This is a genomic window from Flavobacteriales bacterium (assembly GCA_016712535.1).
In the GTDB taxonomy this organism is placed as follows: Bacteria; Bacteroidota; Bacteroidia; order Flavobacteriales_F; family PHOS-HE28; genus PHOS-HE28.
Genome location: JADJQW010000004.1, coordinates 345484 through 363042 on the forward strand (window position 1 = coordinate 345484; position 17559 = coordinate 363042).

At 62.0% G+C, this 17559-nt stretch carries 13 protein-coding genes; 6 read left to right on the forward strand and 7 right to left on the reverse strand.

All coding sequences use genetic code 11. The features are described 5' to 3' along the window. Positions 1 to 66 precede the first annotated feature (66 nt). The gene (gene deoC / locus IPK70_15925) at positions 67 to 990 is read right to left on the reverse strand and encodes a deoxyribose-phosphate aldolase (GenBank protein ID MBK8228650.1); all 924 of its coding nucleotides are present in this window, start codon (positions 988 to 990) and stop codon (positions 67 to 69) included. Positions 991 to 1065: 75 nt separating this feature from the next. Between deoC and cysC the strand changes: the two genes are divergently transcribed. From cysC to cysN, 3 genes are read left to right on the forward strand one after another with little or no spacing between them, the layout of a single operon-like run. After that, positions 1066 to 1671 carry an adenylyl-sulfate kinase gene (cysC, locus tag IPK70_15930; GenBank protein MBK8228651.1) on the forward strand — a complete coding sequence of 202 codons (606 nt, stop codon included), beginning with the start codon at positions 1066 to 1068 and terminating at the stop codon, positions 1669 to 1671. Positions 1672 to 1674: 3 nt separating this feature from the next. Next, a complete protein-coding gene (gene cysD, locus IPK70_15935; GenBank protein MBK8228652.1) occupies positions 1675 to 2580 on the forward strand; it encodes a sulfate adenylyltransferase subunit CysD in 906 nt (301 codons plus the stop codon). Positions 2581 to 2584: 4 nt separating this feature from the next. Beyond that, positions 2585 to 3859 (forward strand): sulfate adenylyltransferase subunit CysN, encoded by a 1275-nt coding sequence (gene cysN, locus IPK70_15940; GenBank protein MBK8228653.1) that lies wholly within the window; start codon positions 2585 to 2587, stop codon positions 3857 to 3859. 67 nt (positions 3860 to 3926) lie between these two features. Here cysN and IPK70_15945 read toward each other — a convergent pair whose 3' ends face one another. From IPK70_15945 to IPK70_15965, 5 genes are all read right to left on the reverse strand, one after another. After that, positions 3927 to 4592 carry a TonB family protein gene (locus IPK70_15945; GenBank protein MBK8228654.1) on the reverse strand — a complete coding sequence of 222 codons (666 nt, stop codon included), beginning with the start codon at positions 4590 to 4592 and terminating at the stop codon, positions 3927 to 3929. A gap of 49 nt (positions 4593 to 4641) precedes the next feature. Further along, positions 4642 to 5034 carry a VanZ family protein gene (locus IPK70_15950; GenBank protein MBK8228655.1) on the reverse strand — a complete coding sequence of 131 codons (393 nt, stop codon included), beginning with the start codon at positions 5032 to 5034 and terminating at the stop codon, positions 4642 to 4644. Next, positions 5031 to 5411, reverse strand: a complete 381-nt coding sequence (gene gcvH / locus IPK70_15955; protein MBK8228656.1) for a glycine cleavage system protein GcvH — start codon at positions 5409 to 5411, stop codon at positions 5031 to 5033. Before gcvH ends, IPK70_15950 begins: the two co-directional genes overlap by 4 nt. 132 nt (positions 5412 to 5543) lie before the next feature. Further along, a complete protein-coding gene (gene sprA, locus IPK70_15960) occupies positions 5544 to 12803 on the reverse strand; it encodes a cell surface protein SprA (GenBank protein ID MBK8228657.1) in 7260 nt (2419 codons plus the stop codon). Positions 12804 to 12811: 8 nt separating this feature from the next. After that, complete coding sequence (locus tag IPK70_15965) at positions 12812 to 13423, reverse strand: Holliday junction branch migration protein RuvA (protein ID MBK8228658.1); 612 nt, start codon at positions 13421 to 13423, stop codon at positions 12812 to 12814. Between the two features lie 152 nt (positions 13424 to 13575). On the opposite strand from IPK70_15965, the gene IPK70_15970 reads away from it, so the two are divergent. Beyond that, a complete protein-coding gene (locus tag IPK70_15970; GenBank protein MBK8228659.1) occupies positions 13576 to 14274 on the forward strand; it encodes an NAD-dependent deacylase in 699 nt (232 codons plus the stop codon). Here the strand turns inward: IPK70_15970 and IPK70_15975 are convergent. Next, complete coding sequence (locus IPK70_15975; protein MBK8228660.1) at positions 14264 to 15016, reverse strand: T9SS type A sorting domain-containing protein; 753 nt, start codon at positions 15014 to 15016, stop codon at positions 14264 to 14266. The two genes, IPK70_15970 and IPK70_15975, sit on opposite strands and share 11 nt — an antisense overlap. 229 nt (positions 15017 to 15245) lie before the next feature. Here IPK70_15975 and IPK70_15980 point away from each other — a divergent pair, with 229 nt between their 5' ends. Both IPK70_15980 and IPK70_15985 read left to right on the forward strand, forming a co-directional pair. After that, entirely contained in the window at positions 15246 to 16967 is a 1722-nt protein-coding gene (locus tag IPK70_15980) for an Omp28-related outer membrane protein (protein ID MBK8228661.1), read from the forward strand. Between the two features lie 90 nt (positions 16968 to 17057). Then, entirely contained in the window at positions 17058 to 17549 is a 492-nt protein-coding gene (locus IPK70_15985; protein ID MBK8228662.1) for a TlpA family protein disulfide reductase, read from the forward strand. Positions 17550 to 17559 lie beyond the last annotated feature (10 nt).

Here is a 17559-nt window from a genome sequence, read left to right on the forward strand (position 1 = left end):
TTCTTCTTGCGCACCGCCTTCCTCGAAGGACACTCGGGGCACTGGAAACACGCAACGAGGCCGCACTCAGTCCACGCTGAAGTAATCCGGGCTCTGGTAGTGCCCGTCGGCTTCCTTCTGCAATTGCATGAGGATGTCGTTCGCCAGGCTGCTCGCACCGAAGCGGAACCAGTGATTGCTCAACCACTCTTCACCGAGCTCCTCCTTCACCATCATCAGGTAGTGCAGCGCCTCTTTGCTCTTGCGGATGCCGCCGGCGGGCTTCATGGCGATCATATGCCCTGTCTTGAGGTAGTGATCACGGATGGCGTGCAGCATCACCAGGGTCACTTCCATCGTCGCGGCCGGATTGATCTTGCCCGTGCTCGTCTTGATGAAGTCGGCGCCGGCGGCGATGGCGATGTCGCTCGCCAGTCGCACTTTGTCGTAGGTGCCTAGCTCACCGGTCTCGAGAATCACCTTCAGGCGCGCTTCGCCGCACGCCTCCTTGATCGCAGCGATCTCATCAAAGACGAAGTTGTAGTCTCCATTGTGGAATCGCCCGCGGCTGATCACCATGTCGATCTCATCGGCGCCCTCGTTCACGGCGAACCGGGTGTCGGCGATCTTCACGGACCTGGGCGCCTGCCCGCTGGGGAAGGCCGTTGAAACGGAGGCCACCTTCACGCCGCTGTCGCCCAAGGCCCTCTTCGCCACCTTCACCATGGAGGGATACACGCAGATGGCGGCCACGGTGGGCAGGCCCTGGAGCTGATCATGCAGGTGCATGCCCTTGTAGCAGAGCTGCTTCACCTTGCCGGGCGTGTCGGCGCCTTCCAAGGTGGTGAGGTCGATCATGCTCAGGGCGAGCTTCATGCCCTGCACTTTCGCCTCCTTCTTGATGCTGCGCGCCTTGATGCGGGCCACGCGCTCCTCAATGCCCACCTGGTCGATGGTGGGGGCGGAAAGCGGCACGCGCGAGCCTTGTGCGGCGACGGTTTTCAGGGCCATGGCGCCAAGATAGGAGCACGGTGCGCAGCCCCTGCCAGCCTCAGCGGAACCGCTACTTTCGCGACCCGAATCGGAATGCCTTCGCCAGCGCACATTCATCCTGTTCATGACCGCCTGCTCCAACGGGCGGACAAGGAGGCTCTCCTCGGGCAGCGTGGCTGTGCGGTATGGATGACCGGCCTTAGCGGCAGTGGCAAGAGCACCATCGCCATCGCCCTGGAAAGGGAGCTTCATCAGCGCGGCCGCTTCTGCGCAGTGCTCGATGGCGATAATGTGCGCACGGGCATCAACAGCAACCTGGGCTTCAGCGATGCCGATCGCATGGAGAACATCCGGCGCATTGCCGAAGTGGCGAAGCTCTTCGTGCAGAATGGCGCGGTGGTGATCTGCTGCTTCGTCTCACCAACGGTCGCGATGCGGGAACAGGCCAAGGCGATCATCGGCGAAGGAGACTTCATCGAGGCCTTCATCGATACGCCAATCGAGGTCTGCGAGGCACGGGACGTCAAGGGCCTTTATGCGAAGGCACGTGCTGGCGAGGTGAAGGACTTCACGGGCATCAGCGCTCCATTCGAATCGCCCCTTGCCCCAGCCATCCGCGTTGCCACCGCCGGCCGCAGCGAAGAGGCGAGCACCGCCGAACTCTTGAACTTCATCCTTCCGCGCATCTCGCGGAGCTGACCCATGCATTCCTACCGACTCACCCACCTGAAGGAACTGGAGAGCGAAAGCATCCACATCCTGCGCGAGGTGGCCGCCCAATTCGAGAACCCCGCCCTGCTCTTCAGCGGTGGCAAGGATTCCATCGTGTGCTTCCACCTGGCCCGCAAGGCCTTCTTCCCCGCCAAGGTCCCCTTCCCGCTCGTGCACGTGGACACCGGCCACAACTTCGAGGAGACCATGACCTTCCGCGATGACCTCGTGAAGGAGCATGGCGCCAAGCTGATCGTGGGCAGCGTGCAGGAGAGCATCGATCAAGGCAAAGTGCAGGAGGAGACCGGTTTCTACGCCAGCCGGAACAAGCTGCAGACGGTAACGCTGCTCGATACCATCGAGAAGCACAAGATCGATTGCGCCATCGGCGGCGGTCGTCGTGATGAAGAGAAGGCCCGTGCCAAGGAGCGCGTGTTCAGCCACCGCGACGAGTTCGGCCAGTGGGACCCCAAGAATCAACGGCCCGAGCTGTGGAACCTGTACAATGGCAAGAAACGCCCAGGTGAGCACTTCCGCGCCTTCCCCATCAGCAACTGGACGGAGATGGACGTGTGGCAGTACATCCTGCTGGAGAACATCCCCATCCCCAGCATCTACTTCAGCCACCAGCGCGAGGTGTTCGACCGCGACGGCGTGATCTATGCGAACAGTTCCTTCATGCGCTTGAAGCCGGAGGAGAAGCCCTACATGAAGCAGGTGCGTTTCCGCACCATCGGAGACATGAGCTGCACCGGAGCCGTGGATTCGCCGGCGAGCACGCTGGAAGAGATCATCGAGGAGGTGGCGTCTTCGCGTGTGACTGAACGCGGCTCGCGGATGGACGATAAGCGGAGCGAGGCGGCGATGGAGGATCGGAAGAAGGAAGGTTATTTCTGAAGCGATGAAGGACAACTCGACGCACGGCTATCTCGACATGGATCTTCTCCGTTTCACGACGGCGGGCAGCGTCGACGATGGCAAGAGCACGCTCATTGGTCGCCTGCTGTACGACAGCAAAGCCATCTTCGACGACCAGATGGAGGCGATGGAGAAGGCCAGTTCCAAGCGCGGCACGGGTGAGGTCGATCTCTCGCTGCTCACCGATGGCCTGCGTGCCGAACGCGAGCAGGGCATCACCATCGATGTGGCGTACCGCTACTTCGCTACGCCGAAGCGGAAATTCATCATCGCTGATACGCCGGGCCACATCCAGTACACGCGCAACATGGTCACGGGCGCCAGCACGGCCAACCTGGCGATCATCCTCGTGGACGCGCGCAAGGGCATCCTGGAGCAGACCTGCCGGCACAGCTTCATCGCCTCGCTGCTCGGCATCCCGCACGTGGTTTTCTGCATCAACAAGATGGACCTGGTGGACTACGACGAGGCCGTCTTCACACGCATCCAGAAGGAACTGGAGGACTTCAGCAGCAAGCTCGAGGTGCGCGACATCCGCTACATTCCCATCAGCGCGCTGAAGGGCGATAATGTGGTGGACCGCAGTGATCGGATGCCTTGGTACCAGGGCCCCACGCTGATGTACCTGCTGGAGAACATCCACATAGCAGGCGACCTCAACCACATCGATCGCCGCTTCCCTGTGCAGTACGTGGTGCGTCCGATGACCGATGAGCACCACGACTTCCGCGGCTTCGCGGGCCGGGTGCAAGGCGGCATCTTCCGCAAGGGCGATGCAGTGCAGGTATTGCCCAGCGGCTTCCAGAGCACCATCAAGAGCATCAGCCTCGGTGAGCGCGAGGTGGAGGAGGCCTTCGCGCCGCAGAGCTTGGTGATGACGCTCGCAGATGAAATCGATATCAGTCGCGGCGACATGATCGTGAGCCCGAACAATGCGCCGGAAAGCACGCAGGACGTGGACGTGATGCTCTGCTGGTTCAACGAACGGCCGCTTCAGCCCGGTGGCAAGTACGCCCTCAAGCACACCAGCCGTGATTGCCGCGCGATGGTGAAGGAGGTGAAGTACAAGATGGACATCAGCACCCTGCACAAGGCCGAGGGTGACCAGACGATCCGCATGAACGACATCGGCCGGGTTCATCTTCGCACCACCGTGCCGCTGCACTTCGACAAATACGCGCGCAACCGCTACACCGGCAGCATCATCCTCATCGATGAGGGCACCAACGAGACCGTTGCTGCAGGGATGATCGTGTGATCAGCCCCAGCTCACAATGAAGAAGGCCCCGGATCTCCGGGGCCTTCTTCATTCCGTTGCGGCCTGCTCAGCGCAGCGTGAACTTCACGGGCAGCGTGAACTGCACGCGCACCGATTTGCCGCGCTGCTTGCCGGGGGTCCATTGCGGCATGGCCTTCACCACGCGCATGGCCTCCTCGTCGCAGCCGCCGCCGATCCCGCGCAGCACTTTCACGTCCTTGATCTTGCCATCCTTATCCACCTCGAAGGTGAGGAACACGGTGCCGCTGATGCCAGCGTCCTGTGCCATCTGCGGGTATTTGATGGCCTTGCCCAGGTACTTGCGCATCTCCACCTCCCCTCCGGGGAAGGCAGGCATCTCCTCCACGATGGTGAAGATCTGCTCCTCCACCACTTCTTCTTCCCGCTGCACCGGCGCTTCCACTTGGGTGTTCTCCGTCACTTCCATTTCCACCACCTCGGTCTCCTGCACCTCCACATCGTCTTCCACGATCTCGATCACTTGGGTGGGAGCGGGGGGGGGCGGTGGCGGTGGGGGCGGAGTGGCGCTGGGCGGGATCACCTCCTCCTCGATGAGGTCGAGCACCAGAGCACCCAACCCCTCCTGGCTCCGGTCGAAGGCCGTCCATTCGAAGGCCACCAAAGTGAAGGCCAGTGCGGTGAGCAGGCCAATGGCCAGGAAACTGGTCTTGCGCCGCTCAAGGTCGGCATCGGGGTTCTTGCGCGCTTGCATGGTGATCGTGTTTCGGTTCGGTACCCGCATCCCGGGCTGGGGTTCAAAACTAGGCATTGGATCGAGCGGCGATCAGCCGTCCCTTGCCCCAAGACCGCCATTGCCAAGCCAGGCCCAAGCATACGCCGATGCCATTGGCCAGGAAGTCGTTCCAGTCGCCGCGGCGTCCGAGCGCGGGCAGCTGCTGCATCAGCTCCAGCGCTCCGCCATAGGCGGCGCAAGCCAGGGCGGTGACCGCGATGCTCACCGTGGAACGATGCGGCAACGCACGGAGAGCCAGCACCGCGAGCACGCCGAAAAGGCCAGCATGCACCAGCTTGTCCACGCTGAAGAGGTCGGCCCAATGCCAAGTGGGCAGCGCCGCGCCGGGCATCAGGCATAGCAGCAGGATGAGCAAGGCCCAGAGCACGGGCCAGCGCCGCTTGGGCCGCATGAAGGTCACGCGCCCACCAGTGCGCTGTACTGCTCTGGGCTTAGCAGATCAGCGGCTTGGGCAGGATCGCTCAGCTTCACGCGAACCATCCAGCCGGAACCGTAAGGGTCCTTGTTCACGCTGGCGGGATCGTCAGCCAATCCGGGGTTCACCTCTTGCACCGTGCCGCTCACGGGCATGAAGAGGTCGCTCACGGTCTTCACGGCCTCCACGGTGCCGAATACGGCCTCGCGGTCCAGCGATTGGCCAACGGAGTTGATGTCCACGAACACGATGTCGCCGAGCTCGCCCTGCGCGAAGTCGGTAATGCCCACCACGGCGCTCTCGCCTTCGATGCGCAGCCATTCGTGGTCTTTGGTGTACTTGAGGTCAGAGGGGATGTTCATCGGGCAGAGGTTGGAGGTTGAGCCGGTAGCGGGATGTTGCTCGATTCGGTGTCGGAGAAGGCGGCCGAAAGTAGAAACGAACCCGAATCACCGAGCCTGACAACGAACAACTCTCGACCATGGGCTGGACCCCTATTCCGTGAGCGTGAAGCGCAGGCTTATGCCGAAGTTGGAGTTGGCGCTGGGGAAGGAGGTGGTGATCAGCGGCTTGTTCACCACACGGTCGTAGAACAGGCGCACGTTCAGTCGCTCATTCAGCACGTAATCGGCGCTGGTCTTGATGGAGAGCACCCGTTGGCCGGCGGTGATCTGGTTGAGGCGCTGCTCCATCTGCCGGATCACGGTCACGTTCTCGCGGATGCTCAGGTCCACGCGGATGTTCAGGTCGCTGTTGGGTTTCTTGTCGCCTACGCTGAAGGGGAGCTTCACGTTCTTGAAGCGATAGCCCGTGCCCACCACGTATTCCTTTCCGCGCGTCTCGGTCACCTGGTAATTGGTGAGGCCCAGGCTCAGGTTGCGGTCCCGGTTGTGCTCGACCTTCGCCAGCAGGCCGTTCTTCAAAGTGGCATCGAAGCCGATCAGCGGCCGCATGGCCTCCTGCATGGTAACGGCCATGATCTGCCGTTGGGGGATGTAGTTGCCGGCGGCATCAACCGCATTGGCACCCGGCACATAGAGCAGGTTGGTCTGGTAGCTGGCCACGCTGAAAGTGCTTCGGTAGCTGTTCTTCAGCGTGAAGGTCCGGAACCACTTGCTGAAGGGCTCCATCTTGGTGAGGCCATCGTAGGTGATGTCCCAGTTGGGCATCGGCGCCTGCTTGAAGGGGTTGAGGTTCACCGAGCTGGCCGAACGCCCCGTGTACGCTGCGATGAAGGCGGGGATCACCACATCCTGATTGGTGCTGCCATAGCCCGTGAAGTAGCCCGTGGTATCGAGCACCGATTCGGGGTTCGTGGCGCCCAAGCGGCCGCTGATCACCTGCCGGTTGGTGAGCAGTTCGTTGAAGACCTGGTTCACGGCGTTGCCGTCGTCGCGCTTGAACGCCGTGCGCCAGGTGAGCATGCTCACGCTGAAGCTGCCGGTCTCGTTGGGATTATCGTTCACATAGCTGCCAAGGTCCTCGTTCCAGCGGAAGAAGGAGCGCGTGCTCCGAGCACTGGTTCGGTTGGCGTTGAGCTCGATGCGCATGCCTTTGAAGGGCTCCAGGCTCAGGCGCGCGGTGATGTTCTCGTTGCGGGTGGTGGTGTAGGGATTGAAGATGGACTCATTCTGCACGAGCCAGCCGTTGGCCGCAGCGGTGCGGGCGAAGTCGCGCACTTGATCGCCGTTGAGGTCGTCGTTCTGCTGCCCCAGCACGAAGCCCAGCCCCGGCGCACCGAAGTTGTCCATGCCGATGATGTTGGTGGTGCGGCCATAGCCGGGCAACAGGGTGCCATTGGTCTGGCTGTACGTGAAGGACCCGGTGCGGAGGGCCATGAGCATGCGTGCCAGGTTCTCGAGCACATTGAACTTCTCCTTCGGTTCCTTCTTGTCGTCCTCGGGCTTCGGTGCTGCTCCCCCGCGCGCTGGCGCTGTCTGCGGACGTGCGGCCGGTCGCTTGGCCTTGTCGTTGATCTTCTTGAGCCACTTGCTCTTGTTGTACAGCGAGACGAAGTTGAGCTGGCTGTTGAGCGAGAGGTTGCGCGAGTTCTGCACGGTGTTGCCCAGCGTATCCTGCGTGAAGGGCGCACGGTCCCATTGGTAGCCGGCGGTGTAGCCCGCGTTGGAGGTGATCCAATCGGTGAGCGGCAGCTTATCGAAGGGCAGCGTGTAGGTGATGGCGGTGGTATGGTCGTAGCGGGTCACCTCGCCCCACTGCTGCAGGCTGGTGAGCACGCTGTCCTTCCATAGGGCGTACTCGTCCACTTCCTTCGGCTTCACGCGGCCCGGCGTCTCCCCCACCACGGCCATGTTGTTGGCATTGAAGTCGACCTTGAGGGATTTGGTGATGTCGTACTTGAATCCGTACTGGCTCACCCAATTGAAGTTCTTGTTGTAGGTGGGCCGGGGCGGAAGCGATTCGATGTCGGGGTTGGGGCGCACGAGCCGCTCCAGGTACATGCGGTCCATGCTGGTGCGCAGGTTGATCTGCTTGAAGCCCAGGTTCACATTGAAGTCCTTGAGCAGCTTGAGCCACTTGGTCTTCCCGATCAGCCCGATGTCCTTGAACGGCTCGATGGCCAGGGGCTTCGGCGCGAATTGATACGCGATGCTGCCGCGATAGGTGCGCGTGTTCTCGAATGCGGTGTTCACATCGAAGTACTCCTGGTCGGTGTAGCTGTAGGTGAGGGCTAGGTTCTCCACGTCCCATGCGCGTTCCTTCTTGCCCTCGCCGCGCTCCTTGCGCACGTTGGTCAGGTTCATGCTGCGCCTGCGCGTGTAGGTTCGGGAGGCTTTCAAGCGCTGCCGCCGCTCATCGGGCGTGAGCGCGCGCGTGGCGTCGTTCCATTCGATGTCGGGGTTGAGCGGGTCGAACTGCGGATTGCTCACCTGCTCGCTGTACCCGAGGTAGAGCGGTACGCGGAGCTTGGTGCTCTCGGGCAGGAACTTGCCCATCTCCAGGTTGGCGGCCACATCGATGCCGTACTTGGTCTCGCGCTGGCGCTCGCTCACGCGCTTGTCGATGCTGCCCCAGAAGGGCGTGCTGTAGTTGCCGGCCACGCTCACCGTCCCCAGGTCGGCCAATTGGGCGTTCACGCGGGCGATGGCGGCCCAGCCCCCGCGCTGGTCGAAGTCGGTGAGGCGCAATTCGTTCACCCATACCTCGGCGCATTTGGCCAGCCCGTTGTCCGGGCCGTAGGGGTTGGCCTCCTCACCGTCCTTGCCAGGGTTGCGGATGCCGATCATGATGCTGCGCAGCTGGCTGAGGTTGGGGCTGCCCTTGATGAACACGCGGCGGTCGCCATCGGCGCCTTGGTATCGCAGGTTGCGCGGGAATGCGCTCTGGTCGCGCTGGATCTTCAGGTCGTTGAGCTTCGCGAATTCGATCACCATGTCGTTCACCTCCGGCCACACGTTGTAAGGGTCGTTGTTGAAGGGCGTGCTGATGGCCACGGGCACCTCGTACTCGTAGTAGTTGGCATCGAGGTCGTTGCCGATCCGCACGAACACGGTGACGTCTCCGTAGGTGAGCGGGTTATTGGGGTCGCTGCTCTCGGCGTGGATGAACATGCGCATCTTCTTATAGCTGCGGATGTCGAAGCTCACGTTGCGGAATGCGCCGCGCGCATCGCCGTCGCGCAGGTTGCACACCTGCAGCTGCAGGCTCTGCTCGTTCAGGTTGCGCAGGTTGGCGCTGGCCACGTCAACCTCTTTGTTGATGCCCGGCGGGAGCACGTAGTTGATCGGGTAGCGCGATCCGTTCTCCTCGATGTTCACCGCCGCCACGTTGAAGGTGGTGGGGTCGTTATCGACGGCGGGCACTTCCTGGGGCGAGAGCAATGAGCTGGCGTACTTGCGCCATTCGCCGCGCACGAATTCCAATCGCGCGAAGCGCAGGGTGGCCTGCTGCTGCCAGCCCTGCAGGTACATGCGCATGAAGCGGATGCTGCGGAAGTCCTGGATGCCGTTCACCCGCGCCGTGGGCTGGCGTACCGGAATCTTGAACTGGTACCAGTACACCCGCTTGGTGCCGGCCGGCGTGCTGGCATCGGCCTCGATGCGGTCGGTGATGAAATTGCGGCCCACCACCATGTCCTCCGGGCGCAGCGGCAGCGCGTAGTGGAAGTAGCTCTCGCCCTCGGCCAGGTTCTGGTCCAGGTTGATGTCCTCCGTGGTGGGGATCACCGTTTGCTGGGTGGGGTAGTTCTCCGGGCTGTCCTCGTCGGTGACGCTGTTGCCCTCGGGGTTGTTGAAGCGCTTGTAGCGGTCGAGGATGCTGGCCTGCTGATTGTCGAGCGAGGTTCCGCGGAAGAACTGGTAATCGTCGTTGCTGGGGTCTGCTTGGATGCGGCTCAGGGCGTCCGGGTCCGAGACCGCGCCGGCCACGCCGTTCACATAGCTGCTGAAGAACTGCTGCTCGGTGCCCTGCAGTGCATCATTGAGGCTGCTGGGAAGGCCGTCCATGCCCAAGTCCTGGTACTTGTTGCTGTTGCTTTCCAGAAGAGCGAAGGCGTTCACCACGTTCTGGGTGGTGGGCACAACGCCCCACGCTGTCGGGTCGAAGGGCGCCGCCGCATCCTGCGCATCCTTGGGCAGCCCGTTCTCGAATGCCTTGCGACCATCGCGCAGGATGTCCTCGCTGATGTTGCCCAGATCGAGGTAGAGCGTGCCTCCGGTGGTGTTCTGGCTGTCCTCGTTGCTGCCATTGGGCGCTGCCTCGCTGAAGGGGTCCATCAGCCAGAACTGGATGCTCTCGATGTTGCTGCTCTCGAAGTCGGTGGTGGTGATCCGCCGCATGATCCCCGCCCAGTTGTTCTCCGGATCGTTGAAGGAGCCGTCCGGATTGAGCCGGTCCGCATCCTCATAGTAGTTGTAAGGCCCGCGCTCATTCGGGTAGTAGGTGAGGTCGAGCACAGGGATGTTGTTCGGAGTGCCGGCGGGGAGCTGGCGGAAGGGGAACACCTCGTTCTCCAGCACTTCGCGCATGCGGTGATCGCTGCGCATGGCCACGCCGGACTGCCCGGCGATGTGCGAAGGGGTGAGGTTGTTGTTGCGGAAGAAGAGCGGATCGATCACGTACCAGCTGAGCTGCGCGCGGCGGAATCCGTTCCGCAGATCGTTGACGTATTGGCCCTCATCGAACAGGTCGGGCAGGCCTTGCGGCGTGCTGGCATGGAACCATAGGCTCTGGGTGCGCAGGTCGATGGTGCTCACGCTGCCCTCGAAGTCGTCGATATAGCTCGTGCCCGCGTTCCCGATGGCGCGGCTGTGGCCGGGGATCAGGTAGGCGCCCTCGATGCTGGCATTCACGCTGCTCTCTTGCTTCGTGGCGAAGAAGGGCAGCTTGTCCACCACGTTGGTGAGCCATTGCGATTTGCTCTGCCAGTTGGCGTCGAGGCCAACGATGGTGTTGGCGATGGGCTCTTCGCCGGCGTTCACCTTCTGCGTGAGCGGACGCTCATACAGGTTCATGATGGTGCCGCCGATCACGAAGTCCTTGTTGATGGTGTAGTCGAAGCGAGCACCAGCCAGCGTGCGCGTCTGGATGCTGAAGAGCGAGTTGCTCTCGAGAGCGATGTTCACAGGCGTGCCGCTCTCGAGGATCCCTTGGTTGAGGATGCGCACGCGCCCGAGGTTGTAATCCACGGTGTAGTCCTGGTTCTCCACCAGGCGCACGCCGCCGGCGGTGACCACCACGCTGCCCTGCGGGATGTTCACGCTATTGAGGTTGATCACGTCGCTGCTGGCGCTGCGGTAACTGCCCTTCAGCTTGAAGCGGTTGAGCTCGGGGATGTTCTGCGCGGCGATCTTGGTGCTGTCGTAGAGCTGCTGGTACACGATCGTCTTGCGGATCGCTTCCGGCTGCACCGGGCTGGCCGGGTTCGGCCCGATGAGCTGCTGGTCCAGATAACTGCCGAAGGGCTCGAGCACCGGGAAGAAGATGCGGCCGTTCTGCGTGTTGATGGTGCCGCCATTGGTGGCCGCGCCGTCGATGAAGTCGAACCAGCCATCGGGATTGGGCGCGTTGTTCGGGTCCAAGCGGTCCAGGCCCACGGTCTGGATCAGCGGGATCTGATCGACAGGCGCTCGAGGGATGTAGTTGATATCGACGCCGGTGACGGGGTTGTTGTACACCACGTCCAGGCGGAAGTTCTCCCGGTTCACCTGGAAGGCGCCCAAGGAGTACACGTTCTTCATCATCAAGTCCCATAGCGGAATGCGCGGGTTGGTGATGGTGGCCTTCAGCAAACGGAGGATCAGCGCGTCGGGCGGGCTGATGCCGTCGGTGCTGAACTCGCCCACCTGGAAGGTCTGGCCATCGAGGGTGTACTGGTAGGCCACCGCCAGCACCTCATCATTGTTGAGCTGCTGGTTCAGGGTGATGAAGCCCAAACGCATGTTCAGCGTGTATTCGTTCTGGTTGAGCAGCCGCGCGCTCTCAAGCTTCTCGAAATGGCGCGCGGGCAACAGGCCCAGCGCTTGCAGGGCGCCGCTGGCGTTCACGAAGCTGCGGATGCCGGCATTGGTGCTCACGGCGCCATACAGGTTGTTCGCGGCGTTGTCCGCTGCGGTTCCGGGGTTGTCGATCAGCAGTCCGGGGGGCATGTCGTTGCTGACGCGGCCCGCATCGCGGCTGGCCTGGCTGGCGTCCTCGCCCAGGTCGGTGAATGCCACCACGTTGCGGTTCTGGTTGAAGTCCTGCCGCAGGTTGGTCACCCAGACCTCCACGCGAGTGACCATCACGCCGCTGTTCACGGTGGGCAGCGTGCGCAGGGCGGCTTCGTATTGGTCGCGGAAGGCGTAGCTGAGGAAGTAGTGCTTGTTGGCCTCGTACTCGTCGGTCTTGATATCGAAGTTGGTGGTCTGCGCGCCGCCTTGGGTCTGCACGTTCCGGCGCTGGCCCTTCTCCTGGCTGAAGATCCCTGTGGCGGTGAGGCGGCCGAACTTCAATTGGGTCTTGATGCCGAAGAGGCTCTGGCTGCCCTGGATCAGGGTGCCCCGCAGGGGCAGGCTCACATTGCCGGCCTCGATCTTCTGGATGATCTCGTCCTCGTACCCGGTGTAGTCGAGCTTCACCTGGTTCTCGAAATCGAAGGTCGCCTGCGTGTTGTAGTTCGTGGTGATCTTCAGCTTCTCGCCGATGTTGCCCACGAGGTTGAGCTGGATGCGCTGGTCGAAGTTGAAGGTGGTGATGCGCCGCTGCTGGATCGGGATCCGTGGATTGTCCGTGCGGCTCACGTTCAGGCCGAAGATGATCTCTGCGGAGCCGCGCGGCTTGATGTCGATGGTGTTGCCGCCGAAGATCCGATCGAACACCTTGCCGCGCACCTTCAGCGCGGGGATCATGCGCTTCTTCGCGCTCTCGCTCTCCTCTTCCACCTTGTTCAGCCAGAAGGTCTGGATGGATTGCTCCATGTCGTAATTGAGGTACTCCTCGAGGGAGAGGCTCATGGGCGGCCGGTAGTCGAAGCTCCCGCCCACGCTGCTGTTCACGATGTACTGGCCCGTCACGGGGTCGTAGATCACATCATTCTGGATGTTGGCAGGGTCGCCCAGATTCACCAGGCCCGAACTGCCTGCGCCCGGCGCAGTGGGATCCGTGATCGGGTACACGAGATCCACTTCCGGCGTATCCACCTGGAGCACCAATCCGGCTTCAGCGTCAGCACCCGCCAGCAGCAGCGCGAGCGCAAGCAAGCCGCGCAGAGCGATCATGGGCTTCGCGAAGAGCGGAAAGGAAAGGAGATGCACGGCCCGGCTCACAGGTTCTTCAATGTCAGCTTGATCAACTCTTCCAGTTGCGGAGGTTCCGATCCGCGCTCGCTCAGCACGCCTTGCAGGGCCCGTTCAGCCTTCGCGCGGTCCATGCCGAGCGAGACCAGCGCCGATAACGCCTCGGCCCGCAGCGTATTGCCCGACCCGGCTGGCAGGCCTGAAGGCAAGGCCGCTCCGCCCAGGCCCAATTTGCCCTGCAGCTCTCCGATGATGCGCTGAGCCAGCTTCGGCCCGATTCCCTTGATTCCTTTCAGTGCGCCTTCATCGCCGAGGATGATCGATGAGCGCACATCGTCGGCGCTGCGGGCACTCATGATCGCCAGGGCCAAAGTGGCGCTCACCCCTTGCACCTCGATCAGCTTGCGGAACAGCTGCCGTTCATCTGCCTGGCGGAAGCCGAATAGCCGGTGCTCGCTTTGCCCGGAACGAACATCGACGCTCACGCTGTAGTGGATGAACAACCGGCAGTTGCCGCGTGTTGGGAGATGAACCATGACGGTTGCTGGCAGATGCACGAGGTAGCCCACCCCATGGCAATCGATGACGGCATGGTCGATTCCACGCTCCAATAGCTCTCCGTTCAGGCTGTCGATCATCCTGTCCCTTCGTGCACGTATGGGATCCTACAAAGGGGGTAAAGTGGTATCGATCGGCTGCGGGTTCTCCGGAGGGGGCCGGAATGAAGGGCCCGAAAATAGGTGGCCCAAGCCGAACAGCGCACTCGATGATCATTGGATAAACTTGCCGCATGGGCCGTGAGCGCATCGTCGTCTTCACGGGGGCCGGGGTCAGTGCCGAGAGCGGGTTGCGCACCTTCCGCGATAGCGGTGGCCTTTGGGAGCAGCACCGTGTGGAGGAGGTAGCAACACCGGAGGCTTGGCGACGCGACCCGGCCTTGGTGCTTCGCTTCTATGATGAGCGCCGAGCGCAGGTGCTCGCCGCCCAGCCCAATGCGGCGCATTCGGCCATTGCGCGATTGCAGGAGCGCTTCGATGTCATGGTGATTACCCAGAACATCGATGACCTTCATGAGCGGGCAGGGAGCACGCAGGTTCTGCATCTGCATGGCGAAATCCTGCTGGCCCGCAGCACGGCTGACCCCACCTTGGTCACCCGCATCAACGGGCCGTCACTACGTTTGGGCGACATGTGCGCGCTGGGATCCCAACTTCGCCCGCACATCGTGTGGTTCGGTGAAGCCGTGCCGATGATGGAGAGGGCGACCGATGAAATGTCCCGTGCCAACCGCGTGCTGGTGGTGGGCACATCACTCCATGTCTACCCCGCAGCAGGCTTGGTGCACCACGCCCCCCGTTCGGCTTCGATGGTCCTGGTTGACCCCCAAGCCGTTGGACTGAACCGTATGGGCGCGCGCATCATCCGAGCATCGGCCACTGAAGGCGTGCCTGGAATCGCCGAGGAATGGCTGATTGAGCCTAGCGCGTGACCACCACCCGGCGCGTTGCCAAGGTCGCGCCATTGCGCTCGATGCTCACGAAGTACACGCCTGGGGTCCACTCACTAGTGGGCAGGAGCACACGATTCTGTTGGGCACTGAGCGCTAAGCGGCGCACGGCCCCACCGAGCATATCGTAAGCCACCACCTGTGTGCCAGCAGAGGCGCGGTCCATGCTCACTTCAAGCTGCACATCGTTGCCGCTTGTGGGGTTCGGGTAAGCCAGGATCTGCGCTGCAGGCTTGCTGGATTCTTCAATTCCCACAGCCGTCGCTTCGAAGCGGATATCGACATACACCGTATCCGTAGGCGCCGCAGTGTTGTACCACACGTACCGGTACGTGCTGATTCCGGCGTTCCCGAGCGGCACATGGTAGGCGTGGAAGTTGTCCAATGTTGCGCCAGGCGCCATAGGCAGCATCGCCTCTTGACCGGCGCTCCAGAACGGCAAGGTGCCTGCTGGGATCGCGTCGTAGCAGACACCCCAGCAGAAGTAATTCTGCGTGCCGGCCTGCGCGCTCAGCTCATAGCGTTTCACGTTCACGTTGATCGACGTGCTGCCGTTGCGAGCGGTGAACAGACTGCTGGTTAGCAGCGCCGCGTTCGCATCACCGGTCACAGTGACCATTTGCCCGTTCACTACTTGGCTTTGGCTGTTGGTGACGTTGATAATCTGGGCCTGTGCTCCAAGGGAGGCGATGAGCAGGGCGAAAACGGTGTATCGTGCATTCATGCGGCTCGTGATTCGTTGCTTCCTCGTCCGGGTGCGGCCTCAAATGTACCAGACTCTTGGTCCATGGGATGGCAATTAGGTTGTTCCTTGCAACTGGATAGGATCCCAACGAAAAACCGATCGAGGACCTTGGACCTCTGCACAATGCCGACTACGTTTGGCCTCCCTGAAATAAGGCTCCCCTCAGTGGAGGAGTTTTCACCAACCCGCAACCAACAACCCTTAACTGATGAAGAAGTCTTTACGCTTCGTTGCCATGGCCCTAGCGCTCGTGGCGTTCTCCAGCGCCCAAGCGCAATGCCCCACCGGGGAGACCCAAGTGACGGTGAGCGTTACCACTGACCAATGGGGCACGGAGACCACGTGGTCGCTTACCGGTTTGGGCGGCACGCCGGTGTACGCTTCGGGTGGTCCATACACGAATCTGGGTGCGGCTGGAACCACGGATCAGCCTTCGGTCAACGCTTGCGTGCCCGATGGGGTCGTGCTGGTGTTCACCATGAACGATTCTTACGGTGATGGCATGTGCTGCGCATACGGCTCTGGCAGTTACAGCGTGACCGCTGGTGCTACAGCCCTGGCCGGCAACACGAACTTCACCGGTTCGCAGGACATCTCTTACTTCATCACCGGCGGCCAGAGCGCGCTCGACCTGGCACCGCTCTCGGTGAACCTTCCAGCCGTTGTGGCTCAGGGCAACGTGACCATCGGAGGCGTGGTTCGCAACTTCGGCAGCACGGCCATCACGGGCTTCACCCTGAACTACAGCGTCGATGGCGGCGCTACGGTCTCTGCGCCGATCAGCGCCAACATCGCTCCGGCCTCTAACTATACGTTCTCGCACCCCACGGCATGGGCGGCCACCACGGGCAGCCATGTGATCAATGTTTGGACCAGCTCCCCGAACGGCGGCACCGATGGCAACGCAGCGAACGACCAGATGAGCACCACCGTCAGCGTTGCTTCGCAAAGCGTGCAGCGCAAAGTGCTCATCGAGGAATTCACCAGCAGCACCTGTGCACCCTGCGCCAGCTATAACAACACGTTCGACCCGTTGCTCACCAGCTTGAGCACCAACACGGGATCCTCGAATATCGCTGCGGTGAAATACCAGATGAACTGGCCCAGCCCTGGCACCGACCCGAGCTACAATCCCGATGGCGTTACCCGCCGCACGTTCTATGGCGTGAGCGGTATCCCTGATGTGTTCCTCAATGGCGCCGCGATCCAGAATGCCTACGCGAACAACGCCACCAACCTGAACAATGAGGCTGCCTTGCCGGCCTTCTGCAGCATCGACCTTAATGCTTCGTACGCTGGGAACACCCTTACGGTGAATGCCACGGTGACCCCTCATGCGAATTTCGGGGCCAACCACAAGCTCTTCATCGTCGCAGTCGAGAGCTATTCTTACCAGGGCACCACGTCGCAGAACCAGTTCAAGCACGCCCAGCGCAAGATGCTCCCCAATGGCAGCGGGATCACCCTCACGACCCTGCAGGATGGCGTGGCCCAGAACTTCACCCAGAGCTACAACTTCACCCAAGGCGGCGTTGCTCAAGGCAACTACAACCTGTGGGGCCAGATCGCCAATGTGAAAGTGGTGGCCTTCGTGCAGAACACCTCCACCAAGCAGGTGCTGCAAGCCGCTTTCGTTGGCCAGCTCGCAGTGGGCGTCGATGAGGTCAACGCCCTCGATCGCCGCCTCACCCTGTTCCCGAACCCCACCGACGGCCTCATGAACCTGAGCTTCGACCTGCCCAGCGCCACCAACGTGCGCTTCCAAGTGCTCGATCTCGCGGGCCAGGAGGTGATGGTGGCCAACCGTGGCTTCGGCAGCGGCGAGCAGCGCCACGACCTTGACCTGAGCGCGCTTGCGAACGGCAGCTACATGGTGGTGGTGACCGCCGATGGCTTGACCGCCACCCGCAAAGTGACGGTGAGCAAGTAGCACATGAATTGACCTGACCGGGAGGGCCAGCGGCACGGCGCGATGATTGCGTTGGCCGCTGGCCTTTCACTTTGAGACCTGAATCACAACATGAGAACCTCGATACTACTCGTCCTGCTCGCCATTGCGATCCAAGGCGCAGCCCAAAGCACCCTGCCCAGCGTGATGGTGCAGACCCTTGAAGGCAAGAAGGTGGATACCAAGAGCTTCAGCAACAATGGCAAGCCCATCATCCTGAACTTCTGGGCCACTTGGTGCGCACCCTGCAAGAAGGAACTGAGCGCCGTAGCGGAGAAATACGACGAATGGCAGGCGAAGACCGGCGTGAAGCTGATCGCCGTGAGCATCGACGATGCCCGCACCAGCGCGCGCGTGAAACCCTATGTGAGCGGCCAGGATTGGGACTACGACGTGTATCTCGACCCCAACGGCGACCTCAAGCGCGCGCTGAACGTGAACAACGTGCCGCACACCTTCCTGCTGAATGGCGCTGGTGAGATCGTGTGGCAGCACAACAACTACGAGCCGGGCGACGAGAATGAGCTCTACCGCAAGGTGCAGGAGCTAGCCGGAAAGAAGTGACCTTCGCCGC

Excerpts from the sequence above, each read along its gene's own strand:
- gcvH (MBK8228656.1), bottom strand. The coding sequence starts at position 5,411 with ATGAACATCCCCTCTGACCTCAAGTACACCAAAGACCACGAATGGCTG.
- cysC (MBK8228651.1), top strand. The coding sequence starts at position 1,066 with ATGCCTTCGCCAGCGCACATTCATCCTGTTCATGACCGCCTGCTCCAA.
- cysD (MBK8228652.1), top strand. The coding sequence starts at position 1,675 with ATGCATTCCTACCGACTCACCCACCTGAAGGAACTGGAGAGCGAAAGC.
- deoC (MBK8228650.1), bottom strand. The coding sequence starts at position 990 with ATGGCCCTGAAAACCGTCGCCGCACAAGGCTCGCGCGTGCCGCTTTCC.
- IPK70_15970 (MBK8228659.1), top strand. The coding sequence starts at position 13,576 with ATGGGCCGTGAGCGCATCGTCGTCTTCACGGGGGCCGGGGTCAGTGCC.
- cysN (MBK8228653.1), top strand. The coding sequence starts at position 2,585 with ATGAAGGACAACTCGACGCACGGCTATCTCGACATGGATCTTCTCCGT.
- IPK70_15980 (MBK8228661.1), top strand. The coding sequence starts at position 15,246 with ATGAAGAAGTCTTTACGCTTCGTTGCCATGGCCCTAGCGCTCGTGGCG.
- IPK70_15975 (MBK8228660.1), bottom strand. The coding sequence starts at position 15,016 with ATGAATGCACGATACACCGTTTTCGCCCTGCTCATCGCCTCCCTTGGA.
- IPK70_15965 (MBK8228658.1), bottom strand. The coding sequence starts at position 13,423 with ATGATCGACAGCCTGAACGGAGAGCTATTGGAGCGTGGAATCGACCAT.
- IPK70_15985 (MBK8228662.1), top strand. The coding sequence starts at position 17,058 with ATGAGAACCTCGATACTACTCGTCCTGCTCGCCATTGCGATCCAAGGC.
- IPK70_15945 (MBK8228654.1), bottom strand. The coding sequence starts at position 4,592 with ATGCAAGCGCGCAAGAACCCCGATGCCGACCTTGAGCGGCGCAAGACC.